Below are 19,239 nucleotides of genomic sequence, written 5' to 3'. Positions count from 1 at the left end.
GACCTGCGCACGGATTCCGACACGGCTAGAAACCCCTGGTGCCCACGGCCGGAGTCCAATAAACGTGACTTTGTAAATGTTTTCAAAATGATCAGAGTAGGGTGTCAGTTTCTGATACCGTCAAATGTACCGTCAAATTTGCCCTGTTCAGTTCGATTCCCAAACCATGTGCTTTTCCTGCCATCAAATGTTCTGTCTACGTAGCGTGAGGCAGGTATTGACGGCGGCGTCCGCCGACAAGCACGAACCCGCTCGCGCGGGATTGTCGCGTGGGGTGGCGTAGCGTGATATTTATAGGCTTTGGGCGGAGATAGGTCGTCCCCCGAACATGGAGTTCCTTCAACGAAGAGGAGCCAACCATGTCCACATCTGCCACGCCATCGACTGCCATCGTCCCTGTCAGCCCGCTGCGTCAGCGCATGCAGCACGACATGATGATGCGGGGCCTCGGCCGCATACGCAGCGGGATTATATTCGCCATGTCCGGCGCCTTTCTGCTTTCCTCGGCCGTCCGCCGGACACCGCTACCGAGGAGGATTTGCGTCGCTTCCAGGTTCACCAGCATGAAGCCGGAGCGAGCGTTCCCACGATCAACGGCACTGTCTCGGCTCTGCGCTTCTTCTATGGCGTGACGCTGAAGCGGCGGGATCTCGCGCGCAGTCTGGTCGCCATGCGTCGCCCCTACAAGGCGCCCTAGGTGCTCAGCGTGGAGGAAGCGGCGCGGCTGCTCGAGGCGGCGCCGGGCATCAAGTACAAGGCCGCGCTCGGTGTGGCTTATGGCGCGGGCCTGCGTGTGTCCGAGGTCGCGCATCTCAAGGTCGACGATATCGACAGCGAGCGCATGCTGCTTCGTGTCGAACAGGGCAAAGGCGCGCGGGACCGCAACGCGATGCTCTCGCCGCATCTGCTGGCGCTGCTGCGGGTGTGGTGGCGCGAGGGCAAACGGCGGGGCGTCATGTTCCCGCATGGCTGGCTGTTCCCGGGCCGCAGCTACACCGATCCGATCTCGACCCGCCAGCTGCATCGCGCGGTTCAGGAGGCGGCCGAAGCTGCCGGCATCAAGAAGCGTGTCGGTCCCCATACGTTGCGGCACAGCTTCGCTACGCACCTGCTCGAGCAGGACGTCGATATCCGCATCATCCAGGTGCTGCTGGGTCACGCCAAGCTCGATACCACGGCGATCTACACCAAGGTCTCCACCCGAACGATCCAGGCGGTGGCGAGCCCGCTCGACCGGCTCATGGCGCTGATGGAGGGTCAGACCCCGCCCGGGTGAGCCGGTGCGCGCGATCGAGGTCGCCGACATCTTCCGCGCTGCCGGTCCCGGATATCGGGCCGCCCATGCTGGGCGTCTGAGCCTTGTCCAGCTCAAGGTGATGACGGCGATCGAGACCTGCCGCACCGCTGCTCTTGGCGGTCACGTCGAGGCCTGCGAGGACTGCGGGCACTTCCGGATCGCCTACAACTCCTGCCGCAACCGCCACTGCCCCAGGTGCCAGGGCGCGGCGGCGCGTACCTGGCTCTCCGAACGCGAGGCGGACCTGCTCCCGGTCGGTTACTTCCACGTCGTCTTCACACTGCCCGCAGAGATCGCGGACATCGCGTACCAGAACAAGGCTGCGATCTACGACCTGCTGTTCAAGGCGGCGTCGGAGACGATGCTCACCATCGCCGCCGATGCTAAACATCTGGGCGCCCGGATCGGCATTACCGCCGTGCTTCACACCTGGGGCTCGGCGATGACGCACCATCCGCATGTGCATATGATCGTACCGGGCGGCGGCATCACCCCCGACGGAACGCGCTGGATATCGTCACGGCCCGCGTTCCTGTTGCCCGTGCGCGTGCTCGGCGCCTTGTTCCGCCGCCTGTTCCTCAGCCGGCTGCTGACCCTGCACGATGCAGGGCGTCTCTTCTTTGGCGGGAGCATTGCGCATCTGGCTGACCGCCGGGCGTTCCTGCGTCACCTGTCGCCGGTCCGGAAGAAGCGCTGGGTGGTTTACGCCAAGCCGCCGTTCGCCGGGCCCGAGGCCGTGCTCGCCTACCTGTCGCGCTATACGCATCGCGTCGCCATCTCCAACCGACGGCTGCTCGCGTTCGACGAGTCGGGTGTCACCTTCCGCTACAAGGACTACAAGCGCGACGGCCCGGAGCGTCAGCGGGTCATGACCATGAGCGCCGACGCGTTCATCCGGCGCTTTCTGCTCCACGTCCTGCCGCGCGGGTTCCATCGCATCCGCCATTATGGCCTGCTTGCCGGCTCCGCCCGGAAGGCGAGCCTCGCGCTTGCCCGCAGGTTGCTCGAGGTTGCCTCCGAGCCCGCAAACGACAACATCGCCGAACCTGACGATTATCGCCCACCGTGTCCCTGCTGCGGCGGGCACATGATCATCATCGAGACGTTCGAACGCTGGCAACAGCCGCGCGCGCCGCCATCGACGATGGCGACAACCGGGAAGGTCCTCGCGTGACCCGGCACGACCTGATCCCGAACCGATCCGCAGCGCTTATGCATTGGCGGCCGCGGAGATGTACGCCTTATCCCGATACTGCCTTATCGCGCTGTCATTCCGAAGCCCGAACCAGCCGCCAACAACAATCGACAAAGTGTTCCGCCCCATCCGAAACTCCGCTTCAGCGGTCTCCGCATGGCGTGCGGTCGGCCATGCAGGCCAGCCGAAATCCGAAATCCCCATAGATCATCACGTGCGACCCGCGGGTTCCTGCATGTGAGGCTTTCGTACGCCTGCCGGCGCCCGAAACCCTTCGACATAGCCGTCGTTCGTGGCCTTAAATTCGGGCATCAATAGCGGTCGTTCATTCACCAGTTTGTCGCGCACTGGCAACCCTCTATAGATGGCTGACATCTAAGGGTGAGCGCCTGATCCAATCTGTTGATCGCCAATCTGGCTCCCCGTTAGGGAATCCACGGATCGAACTTATGCGGATTCTCCCAAAAAATCGATCCGCGGCTATCACGGACGACCGGGTGCAGTGGGGATCCGCCCAGTCGGTTGTCGACAAACCTCTTCTGCGCTTCGTCGTGGCCGATCACGAACTCCTCCGCCTGGAGACAGATGGCATGGTTGACGCCGGCGATGACGTCGTCCGGCTTGTTGAGCCGGAATGTCTCAATCGTCTCAGTGCGTCTGGCTGCGATAAAGTAGGACTGCGGCGAGATTGGCAGTACAAGTAAGCTCTCGCGGTGGCCGAGGCCGTTGCTCGTCATCAGCGGACGATCACTCGTTAGAAATCGGAATCTTGTCCGCTGGGCCGCACCAACGGCCCACGTCATTGCGAGAAGCGCGTTACCGACTTTTTCCGAGTCCACGATGCGCGTTAATAACAGCGCGAGCACTCCGTCCTGAAGTCGCCCACGCGAATTGGCGATGTACTCCTCGAAGCTCTCCGGGTCGTCCTTCCCCCTGAGGGACGGATACTGCTGGCGGACGCTCTCGACGGTTTCGTCCATGTTCAGTTCGACTGCCTGACGAAGCAGTGCAATCCTTGCTGGATGGCGGTGCAAGAGCGACATAAGGAACCTCGCCCATGCGCTTGCCCTTCGCCGATCGACGGGGGGTGCCGCCGTACTTAGCATCTCCGCGAGCGCCTCGTAGGCGAGGCCATCGACCCGCTTCAAAAACCGCTTTCGACTCGTTGGCGTAGTTCGGGATCTGCCTCGCTCAGATCAGCGTAGAGTTCATTCTCCCAACCAACCGACTTCTTGGCCTTGCGCTGGATGTCGAGCCTGCCTCCATGGCGCCGCCGGTAGACAGTGACCTTATTGTCGTCGCCCATCCACGCCTTTTGATAGAACTCGGGTAGGTAGTGGTGACGCTTCGGGTTGGACATCCTCGGACGATAGTGACGCGCCCGTCCGAGGCCAAGACTATCGGTATGGACGTGAGAGAAACGCATTGAATCCGCAGGATCGGTCGCCGACAAAGCGGCCGCAGACGGGTCCGAATGGAATGGCTGGAAACTGCCGTCCATTCACACGTCGAATTATGACGTTTCTTGCGCCGAAGCACGAACCCGCTGCGCGGGATCGGGTCAGTGCGAGGTAGAGACGATGGCGTGATCGCCTGACCGGATTGAGTGACACCCGCTGCAGGCAGACCATTGCGGCTCCTTCAACCAAGGAGTCGAACGATGAACGAGCTTATCTCTGTTGCCGTCCCAGTTAGTCCCCTGCGCCAGCGCCTGATCGACGATATGTCGATGCGGCACTTTTCGCGCGAGACGCAGCGCAACTATATCCGCGATGTCGGGCGGTTTGCGACCTTCCTGGGACGCCCTCCAGATACGGCAACCGCCGACGATCTGCGCAGCTTCCAGATCGACCAGCGCGATAACGGCGTGCCGGTGCCGACCATGAACAGCATCGTCGCGGCGCTGCGCTTCTTCTTCAACCACACACTCGACCGGCCGGACCTCGCGCGGCGGCTGGTGCGGATAAAGCAGATGCGCAAGCTGCCGGTGGTACTGAGCCGCGACGAGATCGCCCGCTTGCTGGGCGCCACGACCTGCCTCAAGCACCAAGCCGCGCTGTCGGTCGCCTATGGTGCGGGGCTGCGCGTTGCCGAGGTGTCCATGCTCAAGGTCCGGGACGTGGATAGTGAGCGGATGCTGCTGCGTGTCGAACGGGGTAAAGGCGGGCAGTATCGCAACGCCATGCTCCCGGCCGATCTGCTCACCTTGCTACGGCAGTGGTGGAAGCTGGGTCAGGAGCAGGGCGTGATGCACCGCGATGGGTGGCTATTCCCGGGCCAGCACGCGATGAAGCCGATCAGCACGCGCCAGCTCCACCGCATCGTCGTCGAGGCGGCACGGGCGGCCGGGATCACCAAGCGGGTCTGCCCCCACACCCTTCGCCACAGCTTCGCCACGCACCTGCTGGAAGACGGCGTCGATATCCGGATCATCCAGGCGCTGCTCGGCCATGCCAAGCTCGAGAACACCGCCTTCTACACCAAGGTGGCGACCCGCACCGTGCGCGCGGTGATCAGCCCGCTCGACAAGCTGGGCCTGTTCACGCCGGGAGCAGCACCGCCGGGCTGAGCGGTGCGACCCTCGCTCGAGGTCGCCGATATCTTCCGCACTGCTGGTCCCGCCTATCGGATCGCCCATGCCGGGCATCTGAGCCTTCACCAGCTCAAGATCATGTCGGCGATCGAGCATTGCCGCACCGCTGCCCTTGGCGGTCACGTCGAGGCTTGCACCGACTGTGGCCACTGGCGGATCGCCTACAACAGCTGTCGCAACCGGCATTGCCCCAGATGCCAGGGCGCGGCCGCTCGTGCCTGGCTCGCCGAGCGCGAGGCCGACCTGCTCCCGGTCGGCTATTTCCATGTCATGTTCACCCTGCCGGCCGAGGTTGCCGTCATCGCGTACCACAACAAGGCGCTCGTCTATGATCTGCTGTTCCGGGCGGCCTCGGAGACCATGCTGATGATCGCGGCCGATCCGAAGCATCTGGGCGCGCGCATCGGCATCACTGCCGTGCTTCATACATGGGGCTCGGCGCTGACCCACCATCCGCACGTCCATATGATCGTGCCCGGCGGCGGCGTCGCGCCTGACGGCAGCCGGTGGATATCGTCGCGTCCGGCGTTCCTCCTTCCGGTGCGCGTACTCGGAGCGCTGTTCCGCCGCCTGTTCCTCACCCGGCTGATCGCGCTGCATGATGTGGGCAAGCTCAACTTCCATGGCAACCTGTCCGGCCTCGCCGATCAGCGCGCGTTCCTGCGGTACCTTGCACCGGTCCGCAAGAAGCGCTGGGTGGTCTATGCCAAGCCGCCGTTTGCCGGCCCTGAGTCCGTGCTCGCCTATCTGTCGCGCTACACTCATCGGGTGGCGATCTCGAGCAGCCGCCTGATCCGGTTCGACGTGGCCGGCGTCACGTTCCGCTACAAGGACTATCGCCGGAACGGCGCCGACCGACAACAGCTCATGACGCTCGCCACTGACGAGTTCATCCGTCGGTTCCTGCTGCATGCCTTGCCACGCGGGTTCCACCGCATCCGCCATTACGGACTGCTCGCGGCTCCGCACGCAAGGCCAGCCTCGCGCTCGCCCGCTCACTGCTCGAGGTCGCACCACCGCAGGACGACCCGCTGGAGGAACCGGTCGATTACCGCCCACCATGTCCGTGCTGTGGCGGGCCGATGATCATCCTCGAAGCGTTCGCCCGATGGAGGCAGCCCCGCGCGCCGCCACGCTCGCAGCATCCAGCCGGGAGCATCGCCGCGTGACCCGGCGCGTTCCGTCACATCCACACGTCGCTGCGTCCTTGCTGCGGCCATCGCACAGTCTCGCCCCTGTCCGGTTGAAGCTCCTCCGCAACCCTCGATCCGCGCTGGCCCCATGCCGGATCGAGCTGCCCAACGACGTTCGCAGCATCACATTACTCGCACGCCACACCACCGCGCTGGCCCGAACATCCCGCAACGGGATCAGTCCAAGATCGAAATCCCCATAGCTCAACGTGCTCCACCCCGCGGGTTCGTGCTTCGGGGACTTTCGTACGCCTGTCGGCGCCCGAAACTCTTAACGGAAGCCGAATGGCAGGTTTCCGCAGCTGGCAGACGAAAGGGGACTTTGTCTCTTTGAGCGGAAATCCAAGATGTCGTCGGCAAATCTTGCGTTACTTGCAACGATCTGGAAATTGGCGGCAAGTCTGATTTGGGGCGGCTGGCCGCCGCATTCAGGGGCGCACCCAGATGCCCAGCCATTCGGCGACCAGCGCGGGCCGGTCCAGGCCCTCGATCTCCACCGTCACGCCAAAGGCTACGAGGATGCGGTTGCGCGCATCGTTGCGGACGTGCTTCACGACGAAGGCTCCCCGCACGCGGCTGCCGACAGGCACCGGCTCAATGAAGCGGAGCCGGTCGATGCCATAGTTTAGGTAGTAGCCCTCGGCAGATGGTGTCCGCGCCGGGGCCGTCTTCATCGCCGAATGCAGCAGATGGGTAAGCAGCGACATGGTGCAGAACCCGAACGCGACAGTCGTGCCGAACGGACCGGTCTCACGCGCCCAGTTCGGATCGAGGTGCAATCGGATCGTCATCCAGCGTGGCAGCTCCAAACTTGTCGAGCAGTTGCTGAGTGACAATTACCCACTCGGATGTCCCGATAACATATCCCGCCTTGAGCGTTGCGAAACCGTCTTCGTTCAGCTCGCCTTTGGACGTCATAGGACTCCCTTCCCGCCTAGGTGTAACCGAAACCGCGTCAGAGTTCCATTCAGTAGTGTATGGCTGCTATTTGGGCAAGCGCGGTCGGGCGTCGATGTCGCGGCGATAGGAATACGATTGGGTGACCGGCTGCCCTTATGTATGGTCGGCCTGCTATGATGAAAAGGAAACTGCAGGCTGGTGCGCGCTCTGGCAGGGGCAAGGAACCCAAGTTCTCAGCAGAGGACTGGGTGGAAGTGGCTAAGCGTGTACTGGTCGAGGAAGGCATTGCCGGGGTTAAGGTGGACCGGCTTGCAACCCGGCTGGGGGTTACCCGTGGCGGCTTCTACCACAATTTCGCAAACCGCGATGAACTGTTGGAGAGGCTGCTGGCGGCATGGGAAGCGGACTGCCGGTTCCTGCCACCGGAACAGCCGGGCAACAGCCCTGCCGAGGCAGTCGAGTGGCTGGAGCGCTTGGTCGACCGGCTGATCGAGGAGGACGGCTATGATCCACATTTCGACATGGCCGTACGGGAATGGGCCAGATCGGATCAGCGCGCTGCCTGGGCGGTGGAGCGCCGCGATCGAAACCGGATGGCGAGGCTTCAGCGCTTCTTCTCGATCCTTGGCTATGGGCAGGACGAAGCGGTCATGCGCGCCCGTGTCTTCTATTTCCACCAGATCGGCTTCTACGCGATCGGCGTGAAGGCCAGTATCGCGGATCGACGGCGAGACGCCAAGCTATATAACGACGTGCTGTGCGGGGAGCAGGTGCTTCGCAGTCCAAGGGGGACATCGCCGCCCCGGAAAGGCAAGGCCCACCAGGGCAGTTGACCAGCGCGCCGGTTCGGTGCGCCGCCAAAGGCACAAAAGGCCCGCTCGCCGCCTCCGTGGCGCTGCGGCGGTAATCGGCCTATCGGAAAGGCCGCGTTCAAAATGCAGTATTGCATGTTTAGGACAGATGCGAAATACTGCCCCGAAAGCGCTAACCCTGCGAATGAGGAGCCATTGGGATGGACATGGATCGACGCTCGGCTGTCGGACTGATGGGGCTGTTGGCTGGGTCTGCTGCGCTGCCCGCTGCAGCGTCGGCGGCACCGGCTGTTTCGCTGTCTCCTGACGGCTGGCGCGCCGACTATGACCGCTACATGGCCCGTCAGCTCTTCGACCGCACGACGGCCGGCACCGCGCGCGGCCTGCGCGGCGCGGTCACCGTCGCCTACAATGCGCTCGCGGCACGCGCCGGGCTCGAGGCGCTGAAGCGCGGCGGCAACGCCATGGATGCCGCGCTCACCACGGCGATGGCGCAGATCGTCCTGACCGCCGGCGCCCCGGTCAGCTTCTTCGGCATCCAGTCGCTCGTCTGCTACGACGCCCGCACCCGCCGCGTGCACACCATGAACGGCGAATGGAATACCCTGCTGGGCGAGACCGATCCGCAATCGATCCCCCGCACGTTAGGCCAACCCACCGGCCCTGCCTTCCTGTCCGGAAGGCCGACCGGGCGGGCGACCCTCGTGGGCGGCTTCATGAAGGGCGTGGAAAGCGCCCATAAGAAGTTCGGGAGGCTTCCCTTCGCGACGCTGTTCGAACCCGCCATCCATATGGCCGAGGAGGGCTTTCCGGTCAGCCGCGAACTCGCCGGCATGTTCACCCTGCGTCGCGAAGCCCTGGCGCGCCTGCCCGAAACCCGACGCACCTTCCTGAAGGCTGACGGCTCGACCTATGTCGCGGGCGAGGTATTCCGCCAGCCGACCCTGGCCGAGACGCTGCGGCGGGTGGCGCAAACCGGCGCGGGCCACATGTATGGCGGCGAGTGGGGCGAGCGGCTGGTGCGGGCGGTGCGCGCAGACGGCGGCAAGATGACCATTGAGGACCTGCGCCGATACGAGGTGATCTGGAGCGACGCGTTGGTGGCGCCGATCGGCAATGGCTATACAGTGCATGCCAGCCCGCCCCCCAATATCGGCTGCCTGTTGCTGGCAGAGGCGCAGAACCTGGCGCGTGTGTCGGGCCTCGCCAACGGCCCGCACTGGACCGCATCGGGGGCCGCGCTTGCGAAGGCGCTCGACATCTCGTCCCAGTTTGCGGTGGAGTTCATGCCGCCCGCAGAGGCAAAGAAGCTGTATCCCGAGCTGGATTTCTCGCCGGAATCCCGGGTCACCCTGGCGCATGCCGAGAAGATGTGGGCAGCCATGCAACAGGGGCGAAAGGCCATGAAGTTCCTGCCAAACGGCCCGAAATCGTCGGACGACGTGGTCGCGATCGACTCTGAAGGAAACATGGTCGCCATCACCCACTCGATCAACACGGCTTTCTGGGGGGTGACGGGCATCACCATCGACGGAATCACGATCGGCGATCCGGCCGGGTACCAGCAAGCTGAACTTGCGCGGGTCAAGCCGGGTGACCGGCTGCCCGCCCCGACGCAGACCGGCATCCTGTTCAAGGGCGCCGACCCGGTGATCGGCTTTGCCTCGATGGGGTCGGGCCTTCACCAGCGCACCTTCCAGGGCCTGCTGAACGTCACCGCCTTCGGCATGGACGTTGCCGAAGCGGTCAACACGGCGGACTTCTTCATGCCGCAGATCGATGCAGCGGGTAAAGCAACCATGCTCCTGCCGCCCGGCCGGTTCAGCCATCATGTGCTGAACGAAACCGGCTATACCTGGCGGGAATTGCCGCTTGCCGACATCCGCACAGCCGAGGGCAAGTGGGTGGCCATTGCCCGCGACCCGACGACCGGCGAGCTGGAGGCGGCCTCCCACAACCGGAGCAACAGTGATGCGCTGGCGTTCTGACAGGCCGGCACCAACGCTTCGCATCCGATGGGTGTGGGCGCTTGTCGCCGTTGCGGCAGTGCTGTTTGCCGTTCCGGGCCCAGCCGTCGCCAAGGACCTGATCGTACATGCAGGTCGGCTGATCGACGGCACCGGCGCACCGCCACGTGCCGATGTCTCGATCGAGATCCGCGACGACCGTATCCTCCGCATCGTGCCCGGCTTCATCACCCGCGACGGGGCGGAGGTGATCGATCTTTCGCGCAGGACCGTGTTGCCGGGCCTCATCGACATGCATGTGCACATGCTGATGGGCCATTTCGGCGGCGACCAGGTGCGCGAGTTGGTGTCGAACGGTGTTTACGATCGGTTGCTACGCGCCGTGCCGCAGGCGCGTGCCACTCTGCTGGCGGGCTATACCAGCGTCCGCGATGTCGGCTCGATCGACGCGCCCATGGCAGTGGCGCTTAAGCGCGCAATAGCAGAAGGTCGGATCGAAGGGCCGCGCATGTGGGTCTCGGGCCCGTCGTTGGGGCCGACCGCGGGGCCTAGCGATCTGTCGACCGGCCTCGATCCGGATCTGGCGCATCAGCACTGGCCGGGGCTGCTGATCGACGGTGCTGACGCAGCCCGGCATCGCGTGCGCCTGCTGAAACGGCAGGGGGCGGACCTTATCAAGATCTATGTATCGGGTGGGGTGCTGTCGGTGGGGGACAATCCCAAGGCCACCATCATGACCGACGACGAGATCCGCGCCGTGGTAGAGACGGCGCACACGCTGGGTATGCGGGTCGCTGCCCACGCCCACGGCAAGGACGCGATCGAGCGCGCGTCGCGCCTGGGTGTCGATTCCATCGAGCACGGTTCCTATGGCGACGAGGCGACATACGCCTTGCTGCGGAAGAACGGCACTGTTCTGGTGCCGACCCTGCTGGTGGTCCACAGGCTGACCGAAACGGCCCGCAAGACGCCGGAGGTCTTTGGACCGACCATGGCGGAGAAGATGCTGGAGGTCGGTCCCCTGATGGCCCGGAATCTGGGGGCTGCCTATCGCGCGGGTGTTCGCATCGCCGCCGGGTCGGACATCTTTGGCTTCGACGGCGACGGTCAGAACGGAGTTGAGCTCGGCCTGATGGTCGATGCCGGCGTGCCTCCGATGGCGGTAATCCAGGCCGCGACCGGCAACGCGGCCGACCTGCTCGGCGCTGCGGCCGACGTCGGGCGCGTGGCGCCCGGCCGCTATGCCGACCTGATCGCGGTCGACGGCGATCCGCTCGTCGATATCCGCGTCGTCGAGCGTGTGGGGTTCGTCATGAAGGGCGGGGTGATCGTGAAGCGGCAGCTGGACTGACGACTGCGCCGCCTGGCGCCGGCCCCTCCCGCTTCACCGGCTGGGCGGGGGGCCGGGCAACACCAGGCGGACATGCGCATCGAGCAGGTCCATCGGCACGGAGCCGGTCTCGAGCACTGCCGTGTGGAAGGCGGGCAGCGAGAAGGTCGGCCCCATCCGGTCCTCGGCCTCGGCGCGGATACGGTGGAATTCGCGGCTTCCGATCGCGTAGGCTAGGGCCTGGCCCGGCAGATCTGTCGAATAGCGCAGCAGCTCGCTCTCGATCTCGGCATCGGAGGCGAATGTGTTCGCCTTCATGTAGGCCCGCGCGTCGTCCAGTGACCAACCGAGCGCGTTGAGGCCGGTGTCGACAACGAGCCGATTGCCGAGGAACAGCCGCATGACGAGCCGACCGTAGCGGTCGTAAGGGGTGTCGTAGAGCCCCATCTCGCCTGCGAGGTCTGCGGCATATTCCGCCCAGCCTTCGGTATAGGCCGTTACCGGCACGATTTCGCCGACCCGACGTAGGAGCGGCAAGGCGGTGTTTTCCTGCTGAAGGGCCCCGTGCAGATGGTGGCCCGGCAGAAGCTCGTGATAGATGAGCGCTGCCGCATTGGCGTAGTTGCGCGCAGCCGGGTCAGACCCGTTGTAGACGTAGGCGCCGACCGGCTGCCCGGGGGTCGGCAGACGATAGAAGCCGTAGGTCATCCCCTGCTCCACATGCGGGGGTGCACGTTCGACCGTCCAGCCCGCCTTGGGAAGCCGTTCGAAGTAGCGCGGCAGCAACGGTTCGATGCGTGCCATGTGGCGGCGGAAGAGTGCTTCGATGTCGGCGGGCGTCCGCGCCGCGAAGCGCGGGTCTGCCGACAGCTGTCGCGCAAACTCTGTGCGCGTTCCGCTGAAGCCCACCTCTTTCCAGATCTGCGTCAGCTCTGCATCGCCGTCGGCCATGATCCCGAGACCGATCGCGTGGATTTCCTTTGGCGTGAGGTCCGTGCCGGTGCTTTCGCGGGCCAGAATGCGGTAGGCCGCCTCGCCGCCGGGCAGGCGCGAGAGGCCGACTGCGGCCGGCGCGGCCGCTGCATAGGACCGGTCGAGCCGGTCACGCAGGGCGAGGAACGCGGGGCTGATGTCGGTTCGGACCAGTGCCGCAGCCTGGTCCCGGAAGGCGGCACGCTCTGCCGCCGGCAGATGCGCCAGCCGCGACTCGGCCGGTACGAGCATGGCGGCAGCTGCCGCGTAATTCTCCATCACGGTCCGCGCGCCCGGGATGGCGGGCCGCGGCAGGCGGATGCCCGCGGCCGCCTGTGTGTCGAGCTTTGCCCCCTGCGAGCGAACGAGGCGGCCGTAACTTTCGAGCGATGCCAGATAGTCCGCCCGCTGCGCTGCTGTCTGCAGAGGTGCCTGGGCCGCAAGCGCCAGCACGGGCTGATGTTCGAAATTCGCCGTGTAGGGCGTGACGGGGAAGCTGGTGAGCCACAGCGCCGGGCGGTCCTCGATCGTGGCAAGCATCCTGTCAAGGAAGGCTCGGGTCAGGCGCTGCTGGGGGTCGAGCGTGGCCGGATCGATTGCAGCCAGTACTGTACGGTGCTTGCGCGCCCAGCTTGCGTCCGCATCGAGGCGGGCGCGATCGTCTGGGCGGAACCGCGGGAGGCCGAGCCCCAGGTAGGTCCTGATCGCTACATCATGGGGTGTAAGACCCCTGAGGACAGCATCATGCGCGGCGGCAACGCGCGCGGCGGCGTCCTGGCTGGCAGCTGCGGCAGGCGCAAGCGCCGCCGTGCGGTCTGCCTGTGCAGCGGGTGCGCCTGCGGCGGCCGGTCCACCGGCCGATGCGAGCGCGAGGGAAACGGCCCCTCCGATCAGTCCGAGCTTCATGACAACCCTCCTTCGATCCAGCTGCCGATGCCCCGCCCCCTCGTGCGTCGGACTTCAACATACACTATTGCATTTTATGCCACTTATTTGATCCTGTCTACCACACAACAGATCTACGGCGGAGGGAGACGGCAGATGGCGTATAGTGGGGTGCCAAGGTTCGCGCTGGCAGTCACGACGGCGTTCGTGGGTGCAGTGCCCGGCTGGAGTCAGACGACAGCGGAGACGGATCGCCCGGAGCTGTTCTCGAGCGACATCGTGGTGACGGCGAGCCGACGTGATGAGCGGCTGCAGGATGTGCCGGCCGCAGTCACGGCGCTGTCAGGCGATACGCTCGAGACGCTGGGCGTGCGCAGCTTCAGCGACTATGTCAGCCTTGTCCCCGGGCTCAGCCAGCGTGACGTTGGCAACCCAGGGCAAGGCACGTTCATCATTCGGGGTCTCAACACCGGCGCCCAGTCCATCACCAACACTTCGGCCGTCTATATCGACGACACGCCGTTTAGCGCGAGCGGCTTCCTGTCGGCGGGAGCCCTGCTGACGCCGGATCCCGACATAGCGGACGTTGCGCGCATAGAGGTGCTGAAGGGGCCGCAGGGAACGCTCTATGGCGCCAACAGCCTCGGCGGCCTTATCCGCATAGTGTCCAACCGGCCCCACCCGTCGGGCGTCTCGGCGCGCGTTCAGGGCGACGTGACTGCGCTGGATGGCGGTGACGTGGGCTGGTCCACCCGCGCATCGGTCAATGTGCCGATCGTTAGCGACAAGCTCGCGGTGCGCGCAAACGGTGTCTATCGCGTGGCGCCCGGCTGGACGGACAATGTCCAGTTGGGGACGGACAATGTGAATGAATCGATCATCAAGGGCGGCAAGCTGGCCGTGCGCTGGACGCCGGTTGATGCGCTGGTAGTCGATCTCAGCGGCACCATCCAGACGATCGAAAACAAGGGTGCTGCACGTCAGGACAACGAGACGCTGACGCTTGTGCCGCGCGACGGACGTTATCAGTATCGTGCTGCGCAGGACGAAAGCGGCAAGCTCGAATACCGCCTGTATTCGGGCTCGGTCGATTATGATTTCGGTGGTGCCTCCCTGATTGCGACCGTAAGCTAGGGCGAATATCGAACAGACCTCTTTTCTGATCTGACGGAAGTCTACATCCCATTCCTTCGGGCGATCGGTTTCGGCAGTATCATTCCTGCCAATGCCCAGGCCACAGGCGATTTCAGCCCCAACATGGACAAGTTCACGGCCGAAGCCCGCTTGGTCTCCGAGCGGCTGGGACGGTTCGAATTCCTTGCAGGCCTGTTCTACACCGACGAGAGTAACACCTATCGTGCCAATCTCTTCATCGCCGACAGCACTGGAACGCCGCTGGCATCGCCCTTCGACGTGCTGGTGCGCACGACCACCAGTTCGGACTACAAGGAATTGGCGGGGTATGGAAACCTGACCTTCTACTTCACGGACAATTTCGACGTGACGGGCGGCATCCGTGTCGCGCGGAACGAACAGAAGGCGCAGACGGGCGGACCCAACTCCGTCGTATTCTATCGGCCCCGCGCCATCGCGAACTTCGAGTTCGAGGACACCGTCACGACATGGCTCGGCACGGTGCGGTGGCGGCCGACACCAGACATCAGCACCTTCCTGCGGGCGGCAAGCGGGTTCCGACCTGGCGGACCGCAGAACAATCCGGCTCCGCCGCCGGGCGCGCAGACGACCATCCGTCCGGACTCGGTTTGGAACTATGAAGCTGGCGTTCGGGCTACGGTGCTGGAAGGGACGTTCAACATCAACGCATCCATTTATCGGATCGACTGGACCGACATCCAGCTGCAAGGCCTGTTCAACAACATCGTGCTGCAGGCGAATGGCGGCGCCGCCCGCGTGGATGGTGCCGAAATGGAGGTCGTGGCGCGGCCTGTGACCGGCCTCACGCTGGCGGCCAACGCAGGCTACACGAATGCCCGCATCACCGAGGTCGACGCGGGCGTGTCTGCGAACATCGGCGCAGTTGCCGGAGACCCGCTGCCGTTGACTCCGGAATTCACGCTCGCCCTGATCGGCGACTACCGTCTGCCGCTCGCCAATGGGAACGAGCTGAGCTTCGGCTCGACGCTACGGTTTCGCTCAGACATGCCCAGTTCCTATTCAAATACTGTGCTGAACCCCAACATGAAGGTGCCGAGTGCCACGACGCTGGACCTGAGGGCAGGCATCAATTTGTCGGGCTTTGAAGTGCAGGCTCGGGTCGAGAACCTGTTCAATGCGCTGATCATCAACACGCTAGCCGCTCTTATTCACAGACGGTGGCCTGAAGGGTTGGCGGGAGTGGCATAAGCATTTGCATTGTTGTAGGAATGTGGTTGCTTAAGCCAGACCTGCAACGGGGCAAAAAATGCCACAGACCACACCCGCCGGATGCGATGATAGCGCGCCCGTCTTTTCGTTTCCAGCAGTTCGCGGCAAGAAGGTCACAGCTGCGTTTGATGGCGGCAGGCTGACCTCGGATGGGGGCGTGCTGGTGCTGGCTCAAGCCGAGCGGATGATGGGGATCTGCCATCGGCTTGCGGCGTGCCTTGCTGATCCCCGCGATCCTTCCCGGGTGGTCCATCGGCTTGAGGATATCTTCCTTGCCCGAGTACTGGCGATCGCCTGCGGCTATGAGGACGCCGATGATCTCGACGCTCTGCGCGATGATCCCGGGTTCCGCCTGGCGCTGGGCAAGCTGCCGGGGGCAGGTGCGGGACTTGCCAGCCAACCCACGATGAGCCGCTGGGAGAACGCGCCGACCACGCGCGAGCTGGGCAAGATGCTGGCGGCCATGATCGATATCTACTGCGCCAGCTATCCCGCTGCTCCGGAAGCCGTGACGCTGGATATCGACGATACCTGCGATGTCGTTCACGGCTATCAGCAGCTCTCGTTCTGGAACGGCCATCATGGCGAGCGCTGCTTCCTGCCGATCCATGTTTACGACACCGCGACCGGCAGGCCGGTGGCGATGCTGCTGCGCACCGGCAAGACCCCATCGGGCAAGGAGGCGGCGGGGCATATCCGGCGTCTGGTGCGCCATATCCGCCGCCACTGGCCTGATACCCACATCACGATCCGCGGCGACGGGCATTACGGCCGCCCTGAGGTCATGGCGTTCTGCGAGGCGGCCGACGTCGATTATGTGTTCGGCCTGCCGACCAATGCCGCGCTGCGCGCTGATCCGGTCATCGTCACTGCCGCTGATGCCTGCGCGGTCCGCCGCGCAGAGGAAGGCCGGGTGGTGCTGCGGAGCTATGCCGAGACCGCTACGGTGCGAAGAGCTGGAACTGCCAGCGCCGTGTCGTCGCCAGGATCGAAGCCAGCACGCTGGGCATGGACATCCGCTATGTCGTCACGTCGCTGATCCAAGGCTCGGCCGAGCACATCTACGACACGCTCTACTGCGCACGCGGGCAGGCCGAGAACCTGATCAAGCTGCACAAGACCCAGCTGGCCAGTGACCGCACCTCGTGCCGGTCGGCCAATGCCAATCAGATGCGCCTGATCCTGCACACCGCCGCCTACTGGCTCTTGTGGCGCGTCCAGCAGGCGATCCCCAAGACCGCCGCTCTGGCGAGGGCAGAGTTTACCACCCTGCGCCTGCGGCTGCTCAAGGTTGCTGCCCGCGTCATGGAAAGCGCCACCCGCATCCGCGTCGCGTTCGCCTCAGCCTGTCCCGACGCCGATCTGCTGCGCGCCATCGTTCTCGCGCTCAAGCCTGCGCCCACATAGCCCGCGCGGCCGTGCCGCCGAAACCCCGGGGAGGCAGCCGTCTTGTTCTCGTGGTGACGAACGGCCGCTTACAGACAAGCGTCTCGCGGCCAGTTACGGCTGAGACTGGGGCGCTAACTGGCCGTTTCTGGCCCGCACCTTTCCAAGAAGCCCTCCAGTCCCTTGACCGGTACGAGCGTCATGCTTCCGACCTTGATCCTGGGTATGTCACCCGCCTTGATGAGCGCGTAGAGCTTTGACCTGCCAATCCCGGTCATCCGGCAGGCCTCAGGGATGCGCACGGTGATGGGTCGCGGGCTTGTGTCGACGCTCACGTCCTATCCGCCCCAAGCAGCCGCTGCCGCTTGCCCTTGCCGCTGAGCCGCCGCTCGACAAGCTCCAGGAACGCATCGATGCGCTCACCTCCAAGCTTCCGCGCGTCGTCATCGAACGGCGGATGGTGCGCGACGAGGGTCAGCTGGTGCTGGATGAACAGCGCCAGCATCTCGGTGATGGCGTCGAGGCTATGCCTGTTCGCTTCGGTGTATGTGGCGAGCCGGTCGAGCCTGGGTCCGAACCGCGCGTCGAGTTCGCGCGCGGCCTTGCGGTCGATCCAGGCGCGGAGCGCATCGGTGAGGATCTGCGTCTTCGACGCGCCGGGCTTCTTCGCGAGCGTATGCAGCTGCTCGGTGAGGTCATCGGGAAGGTAGAACTGGTGTCGCGTCTTCATGGAGCGGAGTATCGCGCCGCTGCGCGCGGGCGCCTACGGCCTCACTGCCGTCACGGACCGCCTTTCCACCGCCAAGCTTGGCGGCGAGCCCTACATGCCGATCGAGAGCCCCCGGCTGCGTCCGATCGTCCAGCTGATGCCGCTTTCGCGGACGATGCCGGAGACCTGCTTTCCGATGCCGCGTTCGAGCACGGGGCGCCAGGGCACGAGCGCGAACTCGCGGCTCTTCTCGATGATACTGTACTTGTGGTCGCCCACCATGACGCTGCGCGCCACCCTGCCCTCGATGTGCTCGCCGGTTCGGGCCGGTGTGTGGGAAAGGCCCAGCTCGGACGACAGCTGCACGGCGACACGGCCCAGCTCGCGCTGGCGAAGCGTAGCGAGTGCGCCAGGCTTCATCGTGAACACCTCGCCCTCGGCGTGGCCGAGCCCCTCGCGTTCCAGCCAGAGCAAACGCTGCCTGAGCGCCGCACGCACCTCAGCGCCGAACCCGCGCCGGAGCGCTTCAGGCTTTGCTGACGCGAGCTCGCGGTCGAGCCAGGTCTCGCCGTCGTGGCCAGGCAACTGTTCGAGGGGCTTTGTCGACAGCATCTCGATCGTGACGGGCCGGGCCCTGGCGAGCGCGGCCTCGTAGTCTTGCACCCGCTCGATGTGATCCTCGGCGATGATCCACGTACCGTCCGGCTCGCGCGTCACCCCGCCCGTCTTCCGGCGCATGGCTTCGAGCCGCCGCACATGCGCCTCGGCAAAGTCCTCGGTCGCGCGGGCATCGTGCTTGAGGTGCAGGTCGATGTTGTACCGTCCGCCACTCGCGGCGGCGACCTCGGCGATGGTGCGGTCGGCATCACGCACGCCGTGCGGTGTGGGTGCGATGCGCACGATGCTGCCGTGCCCGGTCTCAGTGCTGGCCTGGCCGATATCGACATAGTGAACCTCGCCGCCGAGCCCATCGACGATGAGGTACTGCCGGTCGGCGTGCTCGTCGGAGAGGCCACGCGCAACGACCTTGCCGACGATGGTCTCCATCGTGCTCGGATCGTGGATGCGCTGCTCGGCCGGAGACCGTACCAGAGCGTGCGCGGTAAGCTGGCGCTGCATCGTGCGGATGATGTCGCCCTTCTCGCCCATGCGGCGGAGTGTCTGCTCTAGATTCTCATCGAGCCGCCACCAGCCGGGGCGCACCTCCTCGGCAAGGCCGAGCCGCGCGAGCTTGTGCAGGCGCCGGGTGCGCAGCGCCTGCTCGGTGCCGTCACGGTGGCCGGGATGGACAAGGCTGTCGTCGCTCCTTGCTTGGATCAGCTTCCGGTCGAGCCCCGTGTAGCGTTCGGCATCCACCTCGCGCGCAGCGGCCGCGATGATTTCCTGCTCCGTTCTCGGGCCAAGATCGAGGCTGACGATGGCCTCGGCGCGGGCGCGGATACCGTGGGTGATATAGTCCCTGGCGATGATGAGGTCGTGGCCGCGTTCATCCTTGCCGCGAACGATGACATGGCTGTGCGGATGGCCGGTGTTGAAGTGATCGACCGCCACCCAGTCGAGCTTCGTGCCCAAGTCCTCCTCCATGTCGGTCATCAGCCGCCGCACCAGCGGCTTC

At 64.9% G+C, this 19,239-nt stretch carries 15 protein-coding genes and 3 pseudogenes; 10 read left to right on the top strand and 8 right to left on the bottom strand.

The features are described 5' to 3' along the window. The first annotated feature begins 359 nt into the window (after positions 1-359). Together DFR51_RS17420 and DFR51_RS17415 are read left to right on the top strand one after the other, a co-directional pair. Positions 360-1,276, top strand: a pseudogene (locus tag DFR51_RS17420) (tyrosine-type recombinase/integrase). A 4-nt stretch (positions 1,277-1,280) separates the two neighbouring features. After that, a complete protein-coding gene (locus DFR51_RS17415; RefSeq protein ID WP_121053458.1) occupies positions 1,281-2,471 on the top strand; it encodes an IS91 family transposase in 1,191 nt (396 codons plus the stop codon). A gap of 446 nt (positions 2,472-2,917) precedes the next feature. On the opposite strand, the gene DFR51_RS17405 is transcribed toward DFR51_RS17415, so the two are convergent. Both DFR51_RS17405 and DFR51_RS19530 read right to left on the bottom strand, forming a co-directional pair. Continuing rightward, the gene (locus DFR51_RS17405; protein ID WP_243445629.1) at positions 2,918-3,598 is read right to left on the bottom strand and encodes a DUF4238 domain-containing protein; all 681 of its coding nucleotides are present in this window, start codon (positions 3,596-3,598) and stop codon (positions 2,918-2,920) included. Positions 3,599-3,636: 38 nt separating this feature from the next. Continuing rightward, entirely contained in the window at positions 3,637-3,993 is a 357-nt protein-coding gene (locus DFR51_RS19530) for a DUF4238 domain-containing protein (protein WP_121053455.1), read from the bottom strand. Positions 3,994-4,152: 159 nt separating this feature from the next. Between DFR51_RS19530 and DFR51_RS17395 the strand changes: the two genes are divergently transcribed. Together DFR51_RS17395 and DFR51_RS17390 are read left to right on the top strand one after the other, a co-directional pair. Next, complete coding sequence (locus DFR51_RS17395; RefSeq protein ID WP_121053454.1) at positions 4,153-5,061, top strand: tyrosine-type recombinase/integrase; 909 nt, start codon at positions 4,153-4,155, stop codon at positions 5,059-5,061. 3 nt (positions 5,062-5,064) lie between these two features. Beyond that, a pseudogene (locus tag DFR51_RS17390) lies at positions 5,065-6,254 on the top strand (IS91 family transposase). A gap of 452 nt (positions 6,255-6,706) precedes the next feature. On the opposite strand, the gene DFR51_RS17385 reads toward DFR51_RS17390, so the two are convergent. Further along, complete coding sequence (locus DFR51_RS17385) at positions 6,707-7,069, bottom strand: MaoC/PaaZ C-terminal domain-containing protein (RefSeq protein ID WP_121053453.1); 363 nt, start codon at positions 7,067-7,069, stop codon at positions 6,707-6,709. Then, on the bottom strand, positions 7,029-7,196 hold the full coding sequence (locus tag DFR51_RS19095) for a hotdog family protein (protein WP_160119100.1): 168 nt from the start codon (positions 7,194-7,196) through the stop codon (positions 7,029-7,031). Before DFR51_RS19095 ends, DFR51_RS17385 begins: the two co-directional genes overlap by 41 nt. Positions 7,197-7,351: 155 nt before the next feature. On the opposite strand from DFR51_RS19095, the gene DFR51_RS17380 reads away from it, so the two are divergent. From DFR51_RS17380 to DFR51_RS17370, 3 genes are all read left to right on the top strand, one after another. After that, the gene (locus tag DFR51_RS17380) at positions 7,352-8,011 is read left to right on the top strand and encodes a TetR/AcrR family transcriptional regulator (protein ID WP_170151807.1); all 660 of its coding nucleotides are present in this window, start codon (positions 7,352-7,354) and stop codon (positions 8,009-8,011) included. A gap of 179 nt (positions 8,012-8,190) precedes the next feature. Continuing rightward, positions 8,191-9,978, top strand: coding sequence for a gamma-glutamyltransferase (locus tag DFR51_RS17375; RefSeq protein ID WP_121053451.1), 1,788 nt, complete (start codon positions 8,191-8,193; stop codon positions 9,976-9,978). Beyond that, positions 9,962-11,308, top strand: a complete 1,347-nt coding sequence (locus DFR51_RS17370) for a metal-dependent hydrolase family protein (protein WP_121053450.1) — start codon at positions 9,962-9,964, stop codon at positions 11,306-11,308. Before DFR51_RS17375 ends, DFR51_RS17370 begins: the two co-directional genes overlap by 17 nt. Positions 11,309-11,341: 33 nt before the next feature. Here DFR51_RS17370 and DFR51_RS17365 read toward each other — a convergent pair whose 3' ends face one another. Continuing rightward, positions 11,342-13,165 (bottom strand): DUF885 domain-containing protein, encoded by a 1,824-nt coding sequence (locus DFR51_RS17365; RefSeq protein WP_121053449.1) that lies wholly within the window; start codon positions 13,163-13,165, stop codon positions 11,342-11,344. Between the two features lie 135 nt (positions 13,166-13,300). On the opposite strand from DFR51_RS17365, the gene DFR51_RS17360 reads away from it, so the two are divergent. From DFR51_RS17360 to DFR51_RS17350, 3 genes and pseudogenes are all read left to right on the top strand, one after another. Then, positions 13,301-14,278 carry a TonB-dependent receptor plug domain-containing protein gene (locus tag DFR51_RS17360; RefSeq protein WP_160119102.1) on the top strand — a complete coding sequence of 326 codons (978 nt, stop codon included), beginning with the start codon at positions 13,301-13,303 and terminating at the stop codon, positions 14,276-14,278. Between the two features lie 123 nt (positions 14,279-14,401). Beyond that, positions 14,402-15,508 carry a TonB-dependent receptor gene (locus tag DFR51_RS17355; RefSeq protein WP_121053448.1) on the top strand — a complete coding sequence of 369 codons (1,107 nt, stop codon included), beginning with the start codon at positions 14,402-14,404 and terminating at the stop codon, positions 15,506-15,508. 58 nt (positions 15,509-15,566) lie between these two features. Next, positions 15,567-16,936 (top strand): annotated as a pseudogene (locus tag DFR51_RS17350) (IS1380 family transposase). A 113-nt stretch (positions 16,937-17,049) separates the two neighbouring features. Here DFR51_RS17350 and DFR51_RS17345 read toward each other — a convergent pair. From DFR51_RS17345 to DFR51_RS17335, 3 genes are all read right to left on the bottom strand, one after another. Further along, positions 17,050-17,217 carry a helix-turn-helix domain-containing protein gene (locus DFR51_RS17345; protein ID WP_276330583.1) on the bottom strand — a complete coding sequence of 56 codons (168 nt, stop codon included), beginning with the start codon at positions 17,215-17,217 and terminating at the stop codon, positions 17,050-17,052. A 29-nt stretch (positions 17,218-17,246) separates the two neighbouring features. After that, complete coding sequence (locus tag DFR51_RS17340; RefSeq protein ID WP_121053446.1) at positions 17,247-17,645, bottom strand: ribbon-helix-helix protein, CopG family; 399 nt, start codon at positions 17,643-17,645, stop codon at positions 17,247-17,249. Between the two features lie 90 nt (positions 17,646-17,735). After that, a partial coding sequence (locus DFR51_RS17335) for a DUF3363 domain-containing protein (protein ID WP_121053445.1) occupies positions 17,736-19,239 on the bottom strand: 1,504 nt, incomplete at its 5' end.

Origin of the sequence: Sphingosinicella microcystinivorans, from assembly GCF_003634215.1 — a bacterium.
Lineage (GTDB): Bacteria > Pseudomonadota > Alphaproteobacteria > Sphingomonadales > Sphingomonadaceae > Sphingosinicella > Sphingosinicella microcystinivorans.
Note: the sequence above shows the minus strand (reverse complement) of the source record. Positions and strands in the feature narration are given on the sequence as shown.